The 17,163-nt window shown below is 55.1% G+C and carries 12 protein-coding genes; 5 read left to right on the forward strand and 7 right to left on the reverse strand.

What is annotated here, in order from left to right:
• Nucleotides 1-4: 4 nt before the first annotated feature.
• From ACWAU4_RS18240 to ACWAU4_RS18260, 5 genes are all read right to left on the reverse strand, one after another.
• The gene (locus ACWAU4_RS18240; protein ID WP_025008902.1) at nucleotides 5-433 is read right to left on the reverse strand and encodes a hypothetical protein; all 429 of its coding nucleotides are present in this window, start codon (nucleotides 431-433) and stop codon (nucleotides 5-7) included.
• Nucleotides 426-1,811: a phosphatase PAP2/dual specificity phosphatase family protein gene (locus ACWAU4_RS18245; RefSeq protein ID WP_167716479.1), complete on the reverse strand. Its 1,386-nt coding sequence runs from the start codon at nucleotides 1,809-1,811 to the stop codon at nucleotides 426-428. Before ACWAU4_RS18245 ends, ACWAU4_RS18240 begins: the two co-directional genes overlap by 8 nt.
• A complete protein-coding gene (locus ACWAU4_RS18250; RefSeq protein WP_145839215.1) occupies nucleotides 1,811-3,580 on the reverse strand; it encodes a bifunctional alpha/beta hydrolase/class I SAM-dependent methyltransferase in 1,770 nt (589 codons plus the stop codon). The genes ACWAU4_RS18245 and ACWAU4_RS18250 overlap by 1 nt, the downstream gene beginning before the upstream one ends.
• 25 nt (nucleotides 3,581-3,605) lie before the next feature.
• Complete coding sequence (locus ACWAU4_RS18255; RefSeq protein WP_187575012.1) at nucleotides 3,606-4,220, reverse strand: CDP-alcohol phosphatidyltransferase family protein; 615 nt, start codon at nucleotides 4,218-4,220, stop codon at nucleotides 3,606-3,608.
• A gap of 195 nt (nucleotides 4,221-4,415) precedes the next feature.
• On the reverse strand, nucleotides 4,416-7,427 hold the full coding sequence (locus tag ACWAU4_RS18260; protein WP_243756886.1) for an ImpA family metalloprotease: 3,012 nt from the start codon (nucleotides 7,425-7,427) through the stop codon (nucleotides 4,416-4,418).
• A gap of 247 nt (nucleotides 7,428-7,674) precedes the next feature.
• Here ACWAU4_RS18260 and ACWAU4_RS18265 point away from each other — a divergent pair, with 247 nt between their 5' ends.
• Together ACWAU4_RS18265 and ACWAU4_RS18270 are read left to right on the forward strand one after the other, a co-directional pair.
• Nucleotides 7,675-9,273, forward strand: a complete 1,599-nt coding sequence (locus ACWAU4_RS18265) for a TerC family protein (RefSeq protein WP_107005093.1) — start codon at nucleotides 7,675-7,677, stop codon at nucleotides 9,271-9,273.
• Between the two features lie 370 nt (nucleotides 9,274-9,643).
• A complete protein-coding gene (locus ACWAU4_RS18270) occupies nucleotides 9,644-11,623 on the forward strand; it encodes a GGDEF domain-containing protein (RefSeq protein WP_208125081.1) in 1,980 nt (659 codons plus the stop codon).
• Nucleotides 11,624-11,625: 2 nt separating this feature from the next.
• On the opposite strand, the gene ACWAU4_RS18275 is transcribed toward ACWAU4_RS18270, so the two are convergent.
• Nucleotides 11,626-12,354: a DUF3581 domain-containing protein gene (locus ACWAU4_RS18275; RefSeq protein WP_123116914.1), complete on the reverse strand. Its 729-nt coding sequence runs from the start codon at nucleotides 12,352-12,354 to the stop codon at nucleotides 11,626-11,628.
• A 401-nt stretch (nucleotides 12,355-12,755) separates the two neighbouring features.
• Here ACWAU4_RS18275 and ACWAU4_RS18280 point away from each other — a divergent pair, with 401 nt between their 5' ends.
• The 3 genes from ACWAU4_RS18280 to ACWAU4_RS18290 are packed head-to-tail and all read left to right on the forward strand — an operon-like array spanning nucleotide 12,756 to nucleotide 15,322.
• Nucleotides 12,756-13,976 (forward strand): porin, encoded by a 1,221-nt coding sequence (locus ACWAU4_RS18280; RefSeq protein WP_025008896.1) that lies wholly within the window; start codon nucleotides 12,756-12,758, stop codon nucleotides 13,974-13,976.
• 42 nt (nucleotides 13,977-14,018) lie between these two features.
• Nucleotides 14,019-14,576 carry an FMN-binding protein gene (locus ACWAU4_RS18285; protein WP_099049530.1) on the forward strand — a complete coding sequence of 186 codons (558 nt, stop codon included), beginning with the start codon at nucleotides 14,019-14,021 and terminating at the stop codon, nucleotides 14,574-14,576.
• Entirely contained in the window at nucleotides 14,573-15,322 is a 750-nt protein-coding gene (locus ACWAU4_RS18290; protein WP_208125083.1) for a PepSY-associated TM helix domain-containing protein, read from the forward strand. The genes ACWAU4_RS18285 and ACWAU4_RS18290 overlap by 4 nt, the downstream gene beginning before the upstream one ends.
• A 2-nt stretch (nucleotides 15,323-15,324) precedes the next feature.
• Here ACWAU4_RS18290 and ACWAU4_RS18295 read toward each other — a convergent pair whose 3' ends face one another.
• Nucleotides 15,325-17,127, reverse strand: a complete 1,803-nt coding sequence (locus ACWAU4_RS18295; RefSeq protein WP_391564057.1) for an ABC transporter transmembrane domain-containing protein — start codon at nucleotides 17,125-17,127, stop codon at nucleotides 15,325-15,327.
• Between the last annotated feature and the right edge of the window lie 36 nt (nucleotides 17,128-17,163).

Consider the following 17,163-nt stretch of genomic DNA (forward strand, 5'->3'; position numbering starts at 1 on the left):
CCTCTTACAGGAAAAAGCGCCAGACGAGTAACAACACCAGCGCCGCGGCCTGCCCGGCAAAGCAGAGGAACAGACGCTTTAGCAGCGCCTGCGCCCCTTGGGCGCGCTGCAGCATACTGCGACCGGCCTGTTCTTCTTTAAGCCAGCCGAGCTGCTGCATGCTGTGATCCAGACGTTCGCAGGAATGCTCCCCTGCCAGGGCGGCAAACAGCTTGGCATCCAGCGCCACTCTGAGGCCAAAATACTGTCCGGCCAGTCCGAAAAGCACCATCAACAGGGCGCTGAGCAGTTCCGGCCATCCCTGAAGCTTGCCGCCCCAGAGAAGCAGCAAAGGTGCCAACATCAAAACCGCACTGAACCAGCGCAGCGGCGCGGCATTGCCCAATAAAGTGGCCACCAATTTTGCCAGATCCCGCTGCTGCGACTCAGGCATGTTGCACCTCGGGTGGGCAAAAACCGGACTTGAGCCGCTCTAGGTAAGCCAGAGTTTCTGGCTTGAAAACCACCTTGGGCCTAACGGCGGCAATCATCTTTGCGGCATCCAGGGCACTGCCGGCCCGACCGCTCAGCAGCAACCAGGCTGCCAATACCAAGGCGCTACGGCCATAACCCAAGGCGCAACATACCAGTAGAGTACCTGAGGTGCGCAAACACTCGAGCCGCCTGACCGCTTCCAGGCAGTCCTGTTCATCCGGCAAGCATAAATCCAGCATGGGCATGGGCTGATACCATTTGAGCTTGCCTTCGGTCATCCCCCGAGCGGGTGTCAGCAAGGCCTTGCCCGAATAGGGAAAGGGCAACTCGGCGCAGAGATCCAATATCGCATCATATTGCTGCGCTTCACTCATGGTGGGCATGCGCCCGAGCCAAACCCCGGGCAGCACCTCTTGCGCCGCCACCTGGCCACCGGTCCAGAAACGAATATTGAGCCAGGCAAACAAACGATAAGGTAACAACAGCCAGCGACTGGCGAAGCTGGGATGGCCCAGCTCACTCTTTTGAAAACCCGCGGCGGCAAACAGGAGATAATTGAGCGCCACCATGACCAGCGCCAAGGCCAGCCAAAACAGCAGCATGCCAAGGAGACTCATGGGCCAGAGCAAGGCCGCGAGCAGCAGCAAGACGGCGCCCACGCCATAAGCCGCTGCCAGCTTGAGCCTGCGGGGTTCCTTCGCCAAACTCAAGCGGCTGAACGAATGTCGCGGCCACAGCCAGAGGCAGAACAGACCGGCCGCCAGCCCTGTGGGTAGGTCGATAAAATGATGTTGCCAGGTAGTCAGCACAGACAGGCCAATCAAGGCAAACCAGCCGTGGAGCAGATAACGCCAGGCGCCCTTGGCCCGCTGACTGTATTCACTCCAGAGCACCACCAAGAGGGCGATGTGCAAAGAGGGCGCCTGATTAAAAGGCTTATCAAACCCCATCAGGAGATCAAACAAACCACCAAAAACGCCGTCGAGCGGCGGGCGCTCAAAACTGAATTTAAGTGGCCAGATGAGAAAACAGCCGATACACAGAAGCTGTACGCTCAGCAGCCTGAGCCCCAGTCTGTCTATCCCCTTGCGGCTGAGGGGGAGCAGAAACGCCAGGCCGTAGAGAAGATCTATCGACCAGTAAGGCACTATGGTCCAGGGCCAAAGCGGAATGGCGTGCTCCCAGGAAAACACCAGACTGGGAACCTCACTTTGCTGCGAGGCATACCAATTGGCAAAACCATAGCTGGCAAAGAAAAACGGTGCCAACAAGGCCAGCCAAAGCAGGCCCCGGCGAATGGTGCCGACCTCGCGTCGACGGGCGGGCAACTCAGGCATCAGTCGGCCTTACGCGCCATGGACACGGTAAATATGCCCCACTCATCCACTCTTTGAGTCAACTTGTGAAAGCCGTTGGCTTTGGTCAGTTGATCCATCTCCTGCTGACTGCGGCGACGCATCACCCAAGGCTGACCATCTCTGTGGCTGGTCAGGGCCCGGCCGATGAATTCCAGCTGCGGATGCCAGGGCTGGCCCGTGTAGATAAGCAGGCCTCCGGGCGCCAGCGCCGCGGCGATACCCGCCAGGGAGCGGGACACCATCTCATTGTCACCAAACAGCTCGTAAAGGCCGGAGACTACCGCCAGGGTTGGCTTGGGCTCGACCGCCGCCAGCGAATCAAAGTCGAAGGCATCGCCCTTTTCAAAGCGCACTATGTCACTGAGGCCAAGCTCATCGATGAGGGCGCGGCCGTCGCGGATATTGATATCACTGTAATCACGCAGCAGCACAGAATCGGGCTTGATATCGCTATTTGCCAGGCTCTCCAGCAGATAGCGGCCATGTCCGGCGGCCACATCCATCAAATGCAGCGGCTTTTCTTCCTTTCTCAGCGTCGACAGCGCCTGCGCCAGCAACTCTTCGATATGGCGTTTACGCTGGCGTATGCCGCGCCAGCCAATGGCATTGAGATATTGTTTGTCGACAAAGCGGCCAAACTCCCCCTTGCCGGAGGGTGTGTTGCGATAGACATAGTCCAGGGTACTGCCCGAATCGAAGCCGCGCTCGAACCCCAGAGCGATGCCCTCTGAGTATTTCTCCCCCAGCTTCATCACTGCGCGGGTGGCTTGCCAGTATTTGGCCTGCCAGGAAGCCTCGGGCAGAGGGGCGGCGAGCGATTCACTTTCGGCGCAGCTCGGGCCGAATTTATCTTGCTGCAACAAATTCACTGCCACCTGCGGCGAGGCGATATTGGCCCGCAGGAAGCGTCTAATCCTGGCTATCGGGTCAGCCCGGTCCAGCTCTCCCAGGGTGTCATGGTAAAACCCGGGCAGCAGGTGCAATTCTTTACGCTGGGAACCCAAACGCTCAAAAAACTGCTGCTGCGGCTTGCGCCGAACCACATAATCGGCGCCCGAGATCAGTACCTGAGTCGGTACAGTAATCGCCTGGGCATTGGCCACCACCCTTTCGGCGGCATCATAGAGTCCCAACAACACATTGACCGAGATCGGCCTGGCGATCAGTGGGTCTGTCTCAAAGCTGTATTGTCTGGCTGGGTCATGGGTCAACAGCTTGGCCTTAACATAGCTGTTGACGAAAAAGTTGCCCTTGAGGCTCCTCATCAACTTGAGCCCAGGGATAGCAAAGGGCACATAGAGTTTGACGCTGAAGGCCGGCGACGCCAGCACCAGCGCACGAATAGAAGGCGCATAGTCATGCACCCAGGTGCTGGCCAGCACGGCGCCGACACTTTGGGCCACCACACACAGCTGCTCTTGGCTGAAACCATGTTTGCGCTCTATGTGTTCCACAAAGGTCTGAATGTCGCGGACACTGGTACCGAAGGAGGGACTGTCGCCTCTGGCGCCCGGTGATTGCCCATGACCACGGGCATCCCAGGCGAAAAAAGCCTGCTCAGGCAGCGCCAGTTCATCCACCAGGTGCGCCATCCTGCCACCGTGTTCATGGCCACGGTGAAACAACAACACGGCCCCGGGATCCTCTTGCTCATTGGTTTCCAGCGCCGGCCAGAAACGATAAAACAGCTGGAATCCATCATGGGTAGTAAAAAAGTGTTCCTCGGGTACCCTTGCGGCATTATCCATATATTTCATTCCTTTGATAAACAACTTAACTTGCGCTCTCGCCCTGCTTCAAACCGGATTTTACCCGGTTGAATATGGTCAGGCAGAGTAACAGGAGAACCAATGACAGGATCAAATTGAGCCAGAATGGCGTCAACCAACCCAAGGCGACGGCCAGCCCCAGAATACCGAAGACAAACGCGCGATCGCTCTTGCCCATGGGGCCATCATAGCGGCGCTCTGCCCCCACCATCAGGCCTAGCACCCCGGCGTATTCACTGGCAACGGCCAGCAAGGTCAGGGCGATCACCAGTGCAGGTTCCACACCACCTAGCAAGGCAAAAGGCAGATAGAGTATCGCATCCGAAACAATATCGGCGAGCTCATTGAGATAGGCGCCGAGACGGGATTGCTGCCCAAACTCGCGGGCCAACATGCCATCTATGGCATTGAGCGCCATTCTTTTCAGCATCCACACCGGGATGAGGGCAAAGAGCCAAGGATGAGGCCAGATAAGCAACAGGGTTCCCAGCAGTATAGAACCCAGCGCCGCCAATACCGTGACTTGATTGGCGCTGACGCCGCGCCGATACAGACGGGTAACCAGTGGCCTCAGTAGGCCCTGAAAGCGGGATTTCAACTGATAAACAGACAAACTCATTGGCTACAACATCCTAATCGAGAAAGGAAAGTTCTCACAGTCATCCTTGAGTATCGAGCAAATGACCAGAGTGCACTATGCCTGATTTTTAGTGTGCTTCAAAGTGCTTGAGGGAAAAAGCCGCGGCTGAATCACGCCTCAATTACAGTGCTGTCGGCAATGGGGAAAGAGCGCCGAAGCGCCCTTTCCTCTCAGTTACCAGTTGGCATCCAGAGTGAGCTTGGGCACCGCCAGCTCAGCACATTGGCTCGAAAGACGATAGAACACTGCTTCGGCGGCCGGGTAACCATAGGCAGCTACCTGGTTGGCGGCCTGGGCCTGATAGCGCACACCCCAGAGATCGAACCAGGGACGCATATCCAGTTGCAGCAACTTCGACAGGCTGAGCAGCATGAAGTCGTTGCCATCCAGGTTCGGGGCATCGATATAACTGCTCATGCCCAATGCATCCCTCATCTCGCCCCAGCGAGCAGCGTCGGCAATCGCATGGCTGAACAGACGCTCATGCAGATAGAGCAAGGTGAAAATCTGCCAGCCGTTGTCCAAACCTGCATGCTCTTCGGCCAATGCCGCCAGCTGCAGATAGAAATCCAGTCTGGGCCCGGCGTTGTCATAGGTGCCGGTCTGACTCCAGAGCTTGTCGTAGACAGAGGTCACAGGATCGCTGCTGTTTTGCGCCTGTTTCAGCCACTCGAAAGTGGTTTGAGGCGACTGGCGATCGCAGCTGGCGATCCGCTCACCACTATCTTTAAAGCGTTGCCAGCCCTTGTACAGAGGGAAAATATTATTGGAGACTTCACCGGAGCGGCCACCATAGATTTTCAGCCGGTTACGCTGCAGATTGTGGCCTATCTCGTGACTCTCGCCCCAGCCGAAGGGGCTCAACACCCAGGCTTGATCATAGGGGTTACCCGAGCAACCGCCACCGCAGTGTGCCGCCTCATCGACATTGATGTGCTGTACCTTGGGTTTGGCATGGATCTGTTCATTTTGGCAATCCCACCCCAGCAGGGCGCAGCGGGCGGCCACGCTGGGTGCCAACGTCAGCCCTTCGCCACTGAAGCCGGCCAGATCATAGGTCCCCTTGATCATGTAGCGCCAAACATCATTCAGGGCCTGCTCCACATCGCCGCGGTAAGGCTCGGCATAGATGAACTGTTTCATCATATGCTTGCGGGAGTTAATTTCGACAAAGTCGGTACGCAGCCCGGCCCAGCTCAGCGGGCTGGTTTCAAGCGCCGTCAAATAGCCACTCGCTTGGTTGAAATCCTTGAGGTAGGGATAGGCCAGTACATTTTGCGCTTCAACACTCACCACGCCCTCACCGGCTGGCAGTTGCAGCATCAAAGTCCCGCCATAAGGGCTACTCAGGGTCAGAGGTTGCCCGGGTTTCAGGGTCAGCTCGACCGAGCGCAAAAATTTTGGGCGCTGGTATCCCTGGTTATTGAATTCCCGGGTTGAGCCGGTTCTCTGGGTATTGATAAAGGCCTTGACCGTCAGCGGCAGTGTGTCTTTACGCTCGAGACGCACACTCTGGCCGGGCAACAAGTAAAAACCGCTGCCGCGATAACCACTCTCTTTGCCCAGTGCCATTTCCAGGCTGACGTTTTCAAGAGTCAGCGTTTGCGGCAAAGGATCGCTGAAATTGCCCAAATCCGGCTGCGCTGGATTATTCCCCCTCAAATACAGCGCCAAGTGGTCGGCCAGGTAGGCCGCCAGAAAACGCCCTTGCGGCGTGGTTTCCTTATCCATGGGATAAGCTATGTCGGCACGGTAAAGATCGCCCAGCAACACAAAGAGTTTCAGCAGCCTGCGCCCCTCGTTGCCGAACAACACCTGACCACGACTATCCAGTTGATTGAGTGAGTTTTTAAGCGCTCTGGCACCGGCAAGGAACTCAGATTCAAAGCCGTTGACCTTGTCACAGCTCACTTTACCCACATAGGTTTCACAGCCGGACCAGTCAAAGTTGAAGTCATCATCAATAAAGTGCTGTGTCAGGCGCTGCTCACCGCCAAGCAGTGGGAAAGCGGCCGCCATGGCCGTGGCCGAAGACCAATCGGCAGCGGCGCTGGCCCAGAAGTTACCGCCATAGGGCAAACTGACCCCCATGGTTCCGGCAATGGCGTCGGCCACCGCATTGGTCGCTTCATACCAGTTGTGCTGATAATAGAGTGCCTTGCCCGATGCCAGCGCCCGGGAATAGACGCCGGCTATCTGCCCGGCATCGATATCGGCCGCGCGCCAGCCACTGATTAACAACTGGGCATCGGCGATACAGGCTTCCAAAGTAGCGACCTGATTACAACTTTTGATGGTCCAATTGGGAAACCGCCCTTGCAACCAACTGCGACTGGCACTCTCCTGACCACCAAGAAAGCTCAAGGACACGGTCAATGGTTGCTGCAGTTCTGCCGCTTGCGCTCTGTTCAGCAACCAAGCCAGCAGATTGTCATTGGCTGGCTCCATGGCGGTGAGTTCACCGGCATGGAAACGGGCAAACAGATGGGTACCAAAGGCCGCAAAGCGCCCGGTATGCTGCTCGCCGGCGACGGCCAAGACCTGACCCGTGTTGGCACGCAGCAGAGGTGTGGCCATTTCCGGCTCGATGATATTGAACAATTGAGTTCGGTTGCCTGGTGCATAGGCCAGCGCCGTATCGGCAAATACCCTTTGCCGCAGGGCTTGCTCATTCGAGCGCAGCTGCGTTATCTGTGCGGCAATCGCCTCAAGCAGAGTATCCGGGTCCAGCCCGCTTGCATCACCACTTGCCAGCGCCCGCTCCAGAGGGCTTTGACCGTCCACACCAAAAACTGCCAACTTGAGGCTGACGCTGCCACCACGGCCATCACTAACCTGCAATAGCCCTTGATCGCTGCCCTTGGCATCTTTATCTGCTTTGTAGCTCAGCATATCGCCATCGAGACTGAACTGCCCCAGCTTGCCCTGCTCGGCAATGCTGGCCTGCAAGGGATCGCCATCGGGATCTGACACATAACCTTGCCAGTTGACCGCAATACTCTGCAGCGAGCTGTCATAAGCCAGCTGAATATCGTCACCCTTAGGCGCTTGGTTGACGCCGGCAGGCGGCTGCAGATTATCGTCGCTTGACCCGGCACCACTTTCATCATCACCACCGCCGCAAGCGCCAAGCAGTAAACTACCCAGTAATATCGAGTGCAGCAACAGGGGCTTTTTTCTTGCCATCACAGATGTTTCCCATTTGTTATTTTGGGTTAATTCTAAAGTCTGGCCAGGAAAGATAAAACCTTTATAATCAAGTTTTTAAATAATACACAATACGTAAATTTTATGACTCCAAGGCAGTTTTTTGACACTCGTTCAAGCACTGCTGCGCCAGCAAAGGATTAACCATAATTAATTCAGCATTCCGCCCAATTTGTGCTGCAATAGGCCCAAGTTAAACCCACTTTGAGGCCCTTGGTTCACCACTATGGAACTTTTGCTCGACCCACACATATGGATCGGACTCTTTACTCTTATCATCCTCGAGATAGTTCTCGGCATAGACAACCTGGTATTTATTGCCATTCTGGTTAAAAAACTCCCTCAACATCAAAGAGACAAGGCCCGGGTCATAGGTCTGTCGCTGGCCCTGTTGATGCGCCTTGGCCTGTTGGCCGTGGTGTCCTGGCTGGTCACCCTCAACCAACCTCTGTTCAGCCTTGCAGACTTCAGTTTTTCCGGACGGGATCTGATCCTGATATCCGGTGGTCTGTTCCTGCTGTTCAAGGCCACCAGTGAACTGCATGAACGGCTGGAGTCCAAAGAGCCGGAAATTGGCCAGAAAGTCGCCTACGCAAGTTTTGGCATAGTTGTTACCCAAATACTGGTGCTGGATGCGGTATTCTCCATCGACTCCATTATTACCGCGGTCGGCATGGTGGATGAACTCTGGGTGATGATGACAGCCGTAGTGGTGGCCATGACAGTGATGTTACTGGCCTCCAAACCGCTGACCCGCTTTGTCAACGCCCATCCAACCGTGGTGGTGCTCTGTCTCAGTTTCCTGCTGATGATAGGTTTCAGCCTGGTAGCCGAAGGCTTTGGTTTCCATATTCCCAAAGGTTATCTATATGCCGCCATAGGTTTCTCCATCATGATCGAGTTCTTCAACCAGTTGGGGCAACGCAGGTTCGAACAACGTGAGGCCCGTAAACCCTTGAGGGACAGGACGGCCAACGCCATCTTCAAGCTGATGGGCGGCAAGAAACAGTTTGAGGAAATTGAAGAAGATGAAGAGGTGCCCGAAACTGAGCGCGCCTTGAGCAAGTGCTTTGCCGAAGATGAACGCAACATGGTCGGCGAGGTGCTGACTCTGGCCGAGCGCAGCATCAAGAGCATTATGACGCCGCGGGCCGAAATAAGCTGGATTAACCTCAGCCACAGCCCCGAGCAGATAAAACAGCAATTGCATGGCGACAGTTTCAGCCAGTATCCCCTGTGTGACGGCGACATAGACAAGGTCGTGGCACTGGTCAGTGCCAAGGAGTTGCTGGCAGCCATAGAACAACAACAGCCGCTGCAGAGTCTGCGCCCCGGCCACAAGCCGGTGATAGTGCCGAAAAGCATTAGCGTGTTCCGTTTGTTGGAAGAGCTGAAACGCGCCAAGGCCGACATGGCACTGGTGACAGACGAATTCGGTGCCCTATTGGGACTGGTCACCGGCCACGACATTCTCGAAGCCATAGTCGGCGAACTGCCCCAGGAAGACGAGGCCGAAGAGATCCGCATCGATGGGGATGGTTGGCGCGCTCGCGGCAGCATAAATCTGCATCAGTTGGAGAAGCTACTGGGCTGCGATGAACTCGAGAGCCATAATCACGAGTACGTCACCCTGGCGGGCATGCTGCTGGCACGCTTTGGCCGGATCCCGGAAGCAGGTAGCGTACTGACTCTGATGCCCTGGCGCTTTGAGGTAACGGCGATGAATCAGCATCAGATAGCCGAAGTCAGAATAAGCCGTCTTGATCAGCAAACTGACAACAGCCCAGCCAGCGACGTCCCCTATCAAACGCTGGCAGAAAACTGATCAACAAGCGCCGATAGCAGCCAGTATTGCTTGGCTATCGGCGCAGCTTTTGCTTTACCCGGATTTCATTTCAACCATCATCCTACTGAAGTTTCAGCTTCTTTCTATTGATTAATATCTTTCTTTACTCACTTCTTTTTCGAAGCACTTTCAAGGCAACTCACGGTGAACTCCTCACCTTGGATTTCAACCAGGGTTAGCTTCAGACTCGGCCATGATGTACCTTTTTTGACCACCCCACCTCTATCAGACAATTCCCAAATCCGGGTAGTTAGTAGCGAATAATTAGACAAACCCCGGCAGCGAACGCGATAATCTCTCCAAAATATGACTTTTATCAGACATTTTCGGTTCAAAGAGCACTAAGAGTATGAAGAAACGCTTCTGCCACCCCTTGATCGCAATCTTTATGGTTCTGGCGAGCCCGACCTTGTTGGCGGCCAATGCAGAGCAATTCTCCCGCTTGCTTAAAGGGGCCGAAAGCCAACTCTATTCCCTGCCGCAACGGGCACAGGCGCAGCTCTACGAGATGGAAGGCGATCAGCTCAAGGACCTGCCCAAGCCCTTAGTGACCCGTTTTTATCTGACCAAGGCGACAGTGTCTCTGCTGCTGCATGAGGTCCCCGCCGCCGAGCAAGCCGCCAAAGAGGGCCTTAAACTGGCGGATGCCGGAACCAGCGAACATACCCTGCTGGAGCTGAGACTGGTACAGGTAATGCTGCAAACCGGCAAGGTCAAACAGGCCATCAGCGAACTGCAAAAAATAATAGATCGCAACCAGAACTCTGCCGATAAGGCGGTTCAGGCCGAAGCCCTGCTACTGAAGAGCAAAGCATTTGAACAGCAAGGCAAGCTGGATGCATCCTACGCCAGCCTGATGCTGTCACTGGACGCTGCCGATCAGAGCCAGGACAAGGAGTTGCTTGAGCGGATCTCCTTTGGTATGGGCCACCTCCTGGTGCGCCTCAACGGCTTTGAGCGCTCTGAAAAACTGCTCAAGAAGGCGTTTAATTTCTTCAAGGACAGAAGGATGTCCTACAACCAGATGCTGGTGCAATTGGATCTGGCGCAGTTGGCTGAACGTCAAGGCAAGGCTGAAGTCGCCATTGACAGGTATCAAGCGGCACTGGAGCTGGCCAGAGTGCTGGGTTACGGCCTGTATCGCTTTCGCATCAATGTGGAATTGGCGCTGAAGTACCGGGAGCTGGAAGATGTGTCATCCATGTCCAGGCACCTGCAACTGGCCGACAAGCTGCAATATCGTGAGACTTCAACCCTCTACACCAGTCGCTTTCAACTGCTCAAGGCCCAGGACTTGCTCAATAAGCATCAGTATGCCGAGATGGCTGTCTATGTCGACCCTCTGCTTATCGGCTTTGCCAAGGAAAAAACCTTGTTGCGCTCTCAGATAGAGCTGTTAAAGGTCAGCGCCGAAGGCTTTGCCGGGTTAGGCAATTTCAAGCGCGCCTACGAGGTGCTGGAGCAGTATCAGCAGCGCTTCGCCGCATACAGCTCCAAAGAGTTGGTCAGTAACCTGGATCGCCAACAGCTGCTGTTTAACTTAGAGCGCCTCGAGTTTGAGAACCAGGATCTCAACTGGAACAACGTACTGCAAAAGCTGGAGTTGGAAACCAACCGCACTACCCTGAATCAGCTCAATATCATCAGCAGCATAATCCTGTTGCTGCTGTTGCTGGCCACCGCCGTCATTCTCTGGCTCAATCGCTCACGCTTGAAGTGGGGCCTGCTGGCCAAGACTGACAGCCTCACTGGCCTCTATAACCGTCGCTATCTGGCTGGCTGGTTGCTGTACCATCAAGCCACAGAGGAGCAAAACCTGGAAGCGCAGCCCAAGTGGCGCATGTGGCTTGACCGGCTGAAAGAAGTGTTACTGCCGACCAAGGCCCAGAGCAGCCATGGCCCGTTGGCACTGATTACTCTCGACATTGACCATTTTAAAAAGGTCAATGACACCCATGGTCACAATAACGGCGACAGAGTGCTGACCGAACTGGCCAAGGTCATGAAAACCTCGCTACGGGAAGATGATCTGCTGGCTCGGGTTGGCGGTGAAGAGTTTATGTTATTGCTGCCCAATACCGGCTTGAATGACGCTGTGGCTGTCGCCGAAACCCTGAGGCAGAGTGTGGCCGAACACATATTCACCCTGGAAAGTGGTGAGCCGCTTAGGCTCACCGTCAGTCAGGGGGTGGCTTTGGACGCCGACGGCAGCCAGAGCTTCAGCCAACTCACTGATACTGCAGATAAACTCCTGTATCAGGCTAAGCAGCTGGGGCGTAACCGGGTCGAAAGCAGACTGGCGCCGGGCTCAGAAGCCGCCGCAGTTTGAATTCAGGCGTTTGTCTGTGAGCCGCTATTCCAGCTGCCATCGCGGCGCGCCTGATACTCGCTGACCATAGCCTCGACAGCCGCCTCATCGAAGGGGCGCAAGCCGCTGAGTACCAAGGTCTTGCGCCCGGTCCCCACCTGCTTGTCATCGCTGATAAGTGCAAAATCCAGCGTCACATCACCGCGCTTGCCATCGACTTTGAGACTGCTGTTAACCAGTTCCAGTTTAACCTGCTCAAACTCCAGGGTGTCCAGCTCAAAGCCCATACTTTCATAGATAACCAATGGCCGCGCCGGATTGATGGTTACCTGATGCTCACGCATCAAAGGCACCAAAACATGGATAAAGTTGAGGCCGGAAAAAGCCACATAACTACGGATAAAGGACTCCAACTGCCGTTCGCAGTGGCGCATTTCACCATCGCGATGGACATTCAGGTAGCGTTTGCCGCGCTCATCTTCTATCGCCAGCTCGGCCCCCTGGTCACTGGGAAAATGCAGACATACGCCGTCTCCTACCATGCCTTCAAACTTGAACTGCATCCGGCGGCTGAGGCCATAATCGTTCAACACCAGGGCAAAAAGGAGATCGCCGGGAACACAAAAACGTTTGGCATCCTCATCATGGATGGGATTGAAATCCCCTGCTACACCCTTGGCAAAATCACTGGCCTGTTTGCGGCCTATGGTTATTTGGTTATTTTCTCTTTTAAAATAATCAACTAGAAACATCTTGTTTGAACACTCACAAAGCCAAGGCTAACCGGAATAAAAAGGCCGATCAGTTTAACCGCCTTTTGACAAATAACTCACCCGATCTGTTGCCCCAGGCTTCCGACCAAGGTTGAAAGTTCAAAAATTCAGCAATCGCACTTCAGCGGATTTATCCGGGAATGACGTCAGGCTCTCCCCTTGCGACTAAAACATAGTCTTAATACTTTAATAAAAAGATCAAAAACTTACATTGTAAGCATCCGTTTTCAGACAAAACCATAACAATAACAAGCAAGTTTACAGATGCTGACATTTGTTAATTTTTATCACATTAATAAATGCAAATCGTTTGCATTTATTAAATCAATTGCTAGAATTCGCCCGATTTCAACAACAGTAACATCACAACGGGAAGCAAGATGATCAAGAAAACTCTCATTGCCAGTGCGCTACTGACAGCCCTGTGCGGCCCGCAGGCATTCGCCTCGGACGAGACTCAGGAGCTGCGCAAAATCATCGAACAGCAGCAAAAGGTTCTCAAGGATCTGGAGCGCCGTCTGGCAGAAACCGAAAAGCGCCAGCAACAAACTGCCGAGCGTGTCGAGCAAACTGCTGAGCGGGTTGAACAGACCGCCGAGGTGGTAGATTCCACCCCGCAAAAAACCGCCACCACTATCGGCGGCTATGGTGAACTGCACTACAACAACATAGACAACAAGCTGGGCGAGGATAAGAAAGAGTTCGACTTCCACCGTTTCGTGCTCTTCTTCGGCCATGAGTTTACCGAAAACACCCGTTTCTTCTCCGAGCTGGAAGTGGAGCACTCCATCTCAGGCGATGGTCAAAATGGCGAAGTCGAGCTGGAGCAGGCCTACATAGAGCACGACTTCAACCAAGCACTGACTGCCAAGGCGGGTCTGTTCCTGATGCCGGTTGGCATCATCAATGAAACCCACGAGCCACCGGCATTTTATGGTGTCGAGCGCAACCCGGTTGAGAAAGACATACTCCCGGCTACCTGGTGGGAAGCGGGTCTGGCAATGAATATCCAGGCGGCTCCCGGACTGGCCTTCGATGCGGCCGTGACCTCGGGCCTGAATGTCCCTACCACAGGTAAAAATGCCTATAAGCCAAGAAGCGGTCGCCAAAAGGTTTCCGAGGCCAAGGCTGACGATCTGGCCTATACCGGCCGGGTGAAATACACAGCCGTTCCCGGTCTGGAGCTGGCCGCCACGGTGCAGTACCAATCGGATCTGACTCAAGGCGAAGCCACTGTAGACACAGCCTCGGCTCTGATGTGGTCGGCGCACGCCATCTACCACATAGAAAACTTCAGCATCAGAGCCCTCTATGCCGAGTGGGACATAGATGGATTTGAAGCCGAAGCCCTGGGCCGCGACAAGCAAAATGGCTGGTATATAGAGCCGTCCTACCGCTTTAACGAGCAGTTCGGTATCTTCGCCCGCTACAACGAATGGGACAACAATGCCGGTGACAATCAAGACACCAAAGAAACTCAAACCAATGTGGGTATCAACTACTGGTTGCACGAGAATGTGGTGTTCAAGGCCGACTACGAAAAACGTGGCGGCAAGTCTGACTCAGATGGTTTCAATCTGGGTGTAGGTTATCAGTTCTGATGATCTTTGGGTGCCCTCTGGGGCGCCCTCATTGAGGCACTTATGAAGACCCTTATTGCACTACTCTCACTGTTTTTGCTGCCATTCACTCAAACCCAGGCGGCGCAAAGCGTTTATCAAAGCCCGGCGGACTTTGTCACCCAGGCCTTGGGAGACCAAAGTAAAGGTCAAGCAAAAGCCAAAGTCTTTTGGTTCAACGCCGAGCAACGCCAGGTCATAGAAGAGATACTGGCCCACGATTTTCGGCCGCTGCGTACCCGCTATTGGCAGCAGGGAGACGACACAGTCTGGATCCTGGAGGAGATAGGCAAAGAAGCGCCAATCACTGTGGGCATTCAGGTGCGCCATGGACAGATTTATCGCACCAAGGTGCTTATCTACCGCGAGAGCCGCGGCGATGAGGTCAGGCACGACTTCTTTACCGACCAATTTAAATCGGCGACACTCACAAAAGATAAACAGCTGGACAAACATATAGATGGTATTACCGGAGCAACGCTTTCCGTCAGAGCCCTGACCAAACTGGCCCGCATCGCCCTCTATCTTGACCGGCAACTCAGCCTGCAACACGGTCAGCAACAACACAGCGAGCCCAGATGACACGTAAACATCCGGACTTTCGAGTCCGTCTCCTGCGTACCCTGCGCCCTTGGCACAGACGTATTGGCATCATCAGCAGTGTGCTTGTGTTGCTGCTGACACTGACCGGCCTGGCCTTGAATCACAGCCGTGAGCTGAACCTATCCCAAGGCGTGCACTGGCAATGGCTGCAAGACTATTACGGCATTGGCGCCCCGGAAGATGTCAAAGTCTGGCAAGCCCAGCCGCTGGCGGGCAGCAGTGAGGGTCAGGCCTGGATAGGCGGCACGCCGCTAGCCGAGCAAACAGATGAAATACTGGCCATAGCTCCCTTTGAAGACAAGTGGCTACTGCTGACCCGAAACAGTTTGACGATTTTGAGCCAGGATCTTGCTGTGCTGGAAACCCAAACCGAGCTGACAGGTTTGCCGCCGCAGATAAACGCCATGGCGGTCGAGCCCGGCAGTGTCTGGCTGAAAACGTCCCGGGGCCAGTATCGCAGCGACAGCGAACTGCTGGATTGGCAAGCGACCACCAGTCTGGTAGCCCTCCCCTGGATAAAACCACTCGAAGGGGCAAAGATACAAACGCAGCAGTTGCTCGGAGATATTCGCGCCAGTCGCCTGTCCTGGCACAGGGTTCTTCAGGATCTGCACAGCGGCCGAATCTTCAGCGCTGCCGGCAGTTATCTGATGGATCTGGCGGCGATCGCCTTATTATTACTGGCCGTGACTGGACTGATTATATATTTAAAACAGAAGCGCTAAGATCAAGCCAGCGATGATGCCTGCCCGGGCTCGTTTGAGCTCCCGACCAAACTATCGGGCGCGAGCAACTGCAGACTGGCAAACTCACGGTACAGCGGGCTGGTTTGCATCAACTCGCTGTGGCTGCCACTGGCCAATAATCGCCCCCGCTCCAGCACCAGAATACGGTCGGCATTGAGCACTGTCGCCAACCTGTGGGCTATGATGAGCGTGGTTCGTCCCGCCATCAACTCATCCAAAGCCTGCTTGACCTTGACTTCACTGACCGCATCCAGGGCACTGGTGGCTTCATCGAGCAGCAGTAAAGGCCTGCGGGCCAAGATGGCGCGGGCAATGGCAATTCGCTGCTTTTGACCGCCGGAAAGGCGCACGCCACGCTCACCCAAATAGGTATCATACCCCTGGGCAAACTCACTGATAAATTCATGAGCTCTGGCGCCCTTGCAGGCGGCAACCACCTCTTCCAGGCTTGCCTCAGGGCGGCCATAACGCACATTTTCCAACACACTGGTGGCAAAGATCACCGACTCCTGGGGCACCAGGGCAAACTGTGCCCTCAGGCTCGCCAATGATACAGAAGCGATATCGACGCCGTCGAGCAGAATGCGGCCGAAACTCGGCTGATAGAAACGCTGCAGCAGCTGAAACAACGTACTCTTGCCGGCGCCGCTGGGCCCAACCAGAGCCACCCGTTCACCGGGTTGAATATGGATATTGAGATCCTCAAGCACTGCTGCGCCCTCATCATAGGCAAAACTCAGCTGCTCTATCCTGAGTTCTCCCTTGAGCGGACTGGGCAGCGCCAGCGGCTTGGCCGGCTCGGCAATATTTGCCTTGGACTCGGCCAGCTCCATCAAGCGTTCACTGGCACCGGCAGCCCGCTGAATATCCCCTATCACTTCGCTTATGGTGGCCACGGCGCCGGCCACCATCATGGCGTAAAACATGAATGCCGACAGCTCACCGGCGCTGACTACACCGGCCATTACGTCTCTGGCCCCCACCCAGGTCACAGCCACTATGGCACCGATAGTCAGCAACATGACAGAGGAGATCAACGCCGAGCGATAGCGGATGCGGCCACTGGCAGCACGCATCACCGCCGCCAGGTAGCCGTCAAAATTGTCGCGATCGCGAGCCTCGTGACCATAGGATTGTACCGTGTGGATCTCATGCAAGGTTTCATCCACATAGGCACCGAGATCGGCGACACTGTCCTGACTGGTGCGCGCAAGCTTGCGTACCCGCCGCCCGAGCAAACCTACAGGCACCAACACCAGCGGTACGGCCAGCAGCACCAAGGCCGTGAGCTTGATGCTGGTAAAAGCCATCATCACCAAGCCACCTATAGTGGTCACTGAAGATCTCAGTGCCATCGACAGGCTAGAACCGATAACTGTCTGCAACAGAGTGCTGTCGGCGGTAAAACGGGAGATGATTTCCCCGGTGCGCAAGCGGGCGAAAAACACCGGGCTTTGTTCCAGTAACCTGTGATACACCAAGCGGCGAATATCGTTGCTGACTTTCTCACCGAGCCAGGTCATCAGATAAAAGCGGCAGAACACGGCCACGGCACTGACCAGGGTGATCCCCAGAATAAACAACACAATTTCGTTGAGGCGGCCCGAGTTGTCGGCCATAAAGCCCTCATCCACTATCAAGCGAACCCCTTGCCCCAGGGCCAGCCAGGCCAGAGACCCCAGCAGCAGAAACAGCAGCGCCAGGGCGACCCGCAAACGATAAGGCTTAAGAAAGCTCAGGATCCAGGGCAGGATCCGAGCCGAAGCGATTTGAGGAGCAGACAAGCGAAAATCCAGACAGTGACTGTTAATCAGGATTGT

Source organism: Shewanella sp. FeAMO (assembly GCF_053653955.1).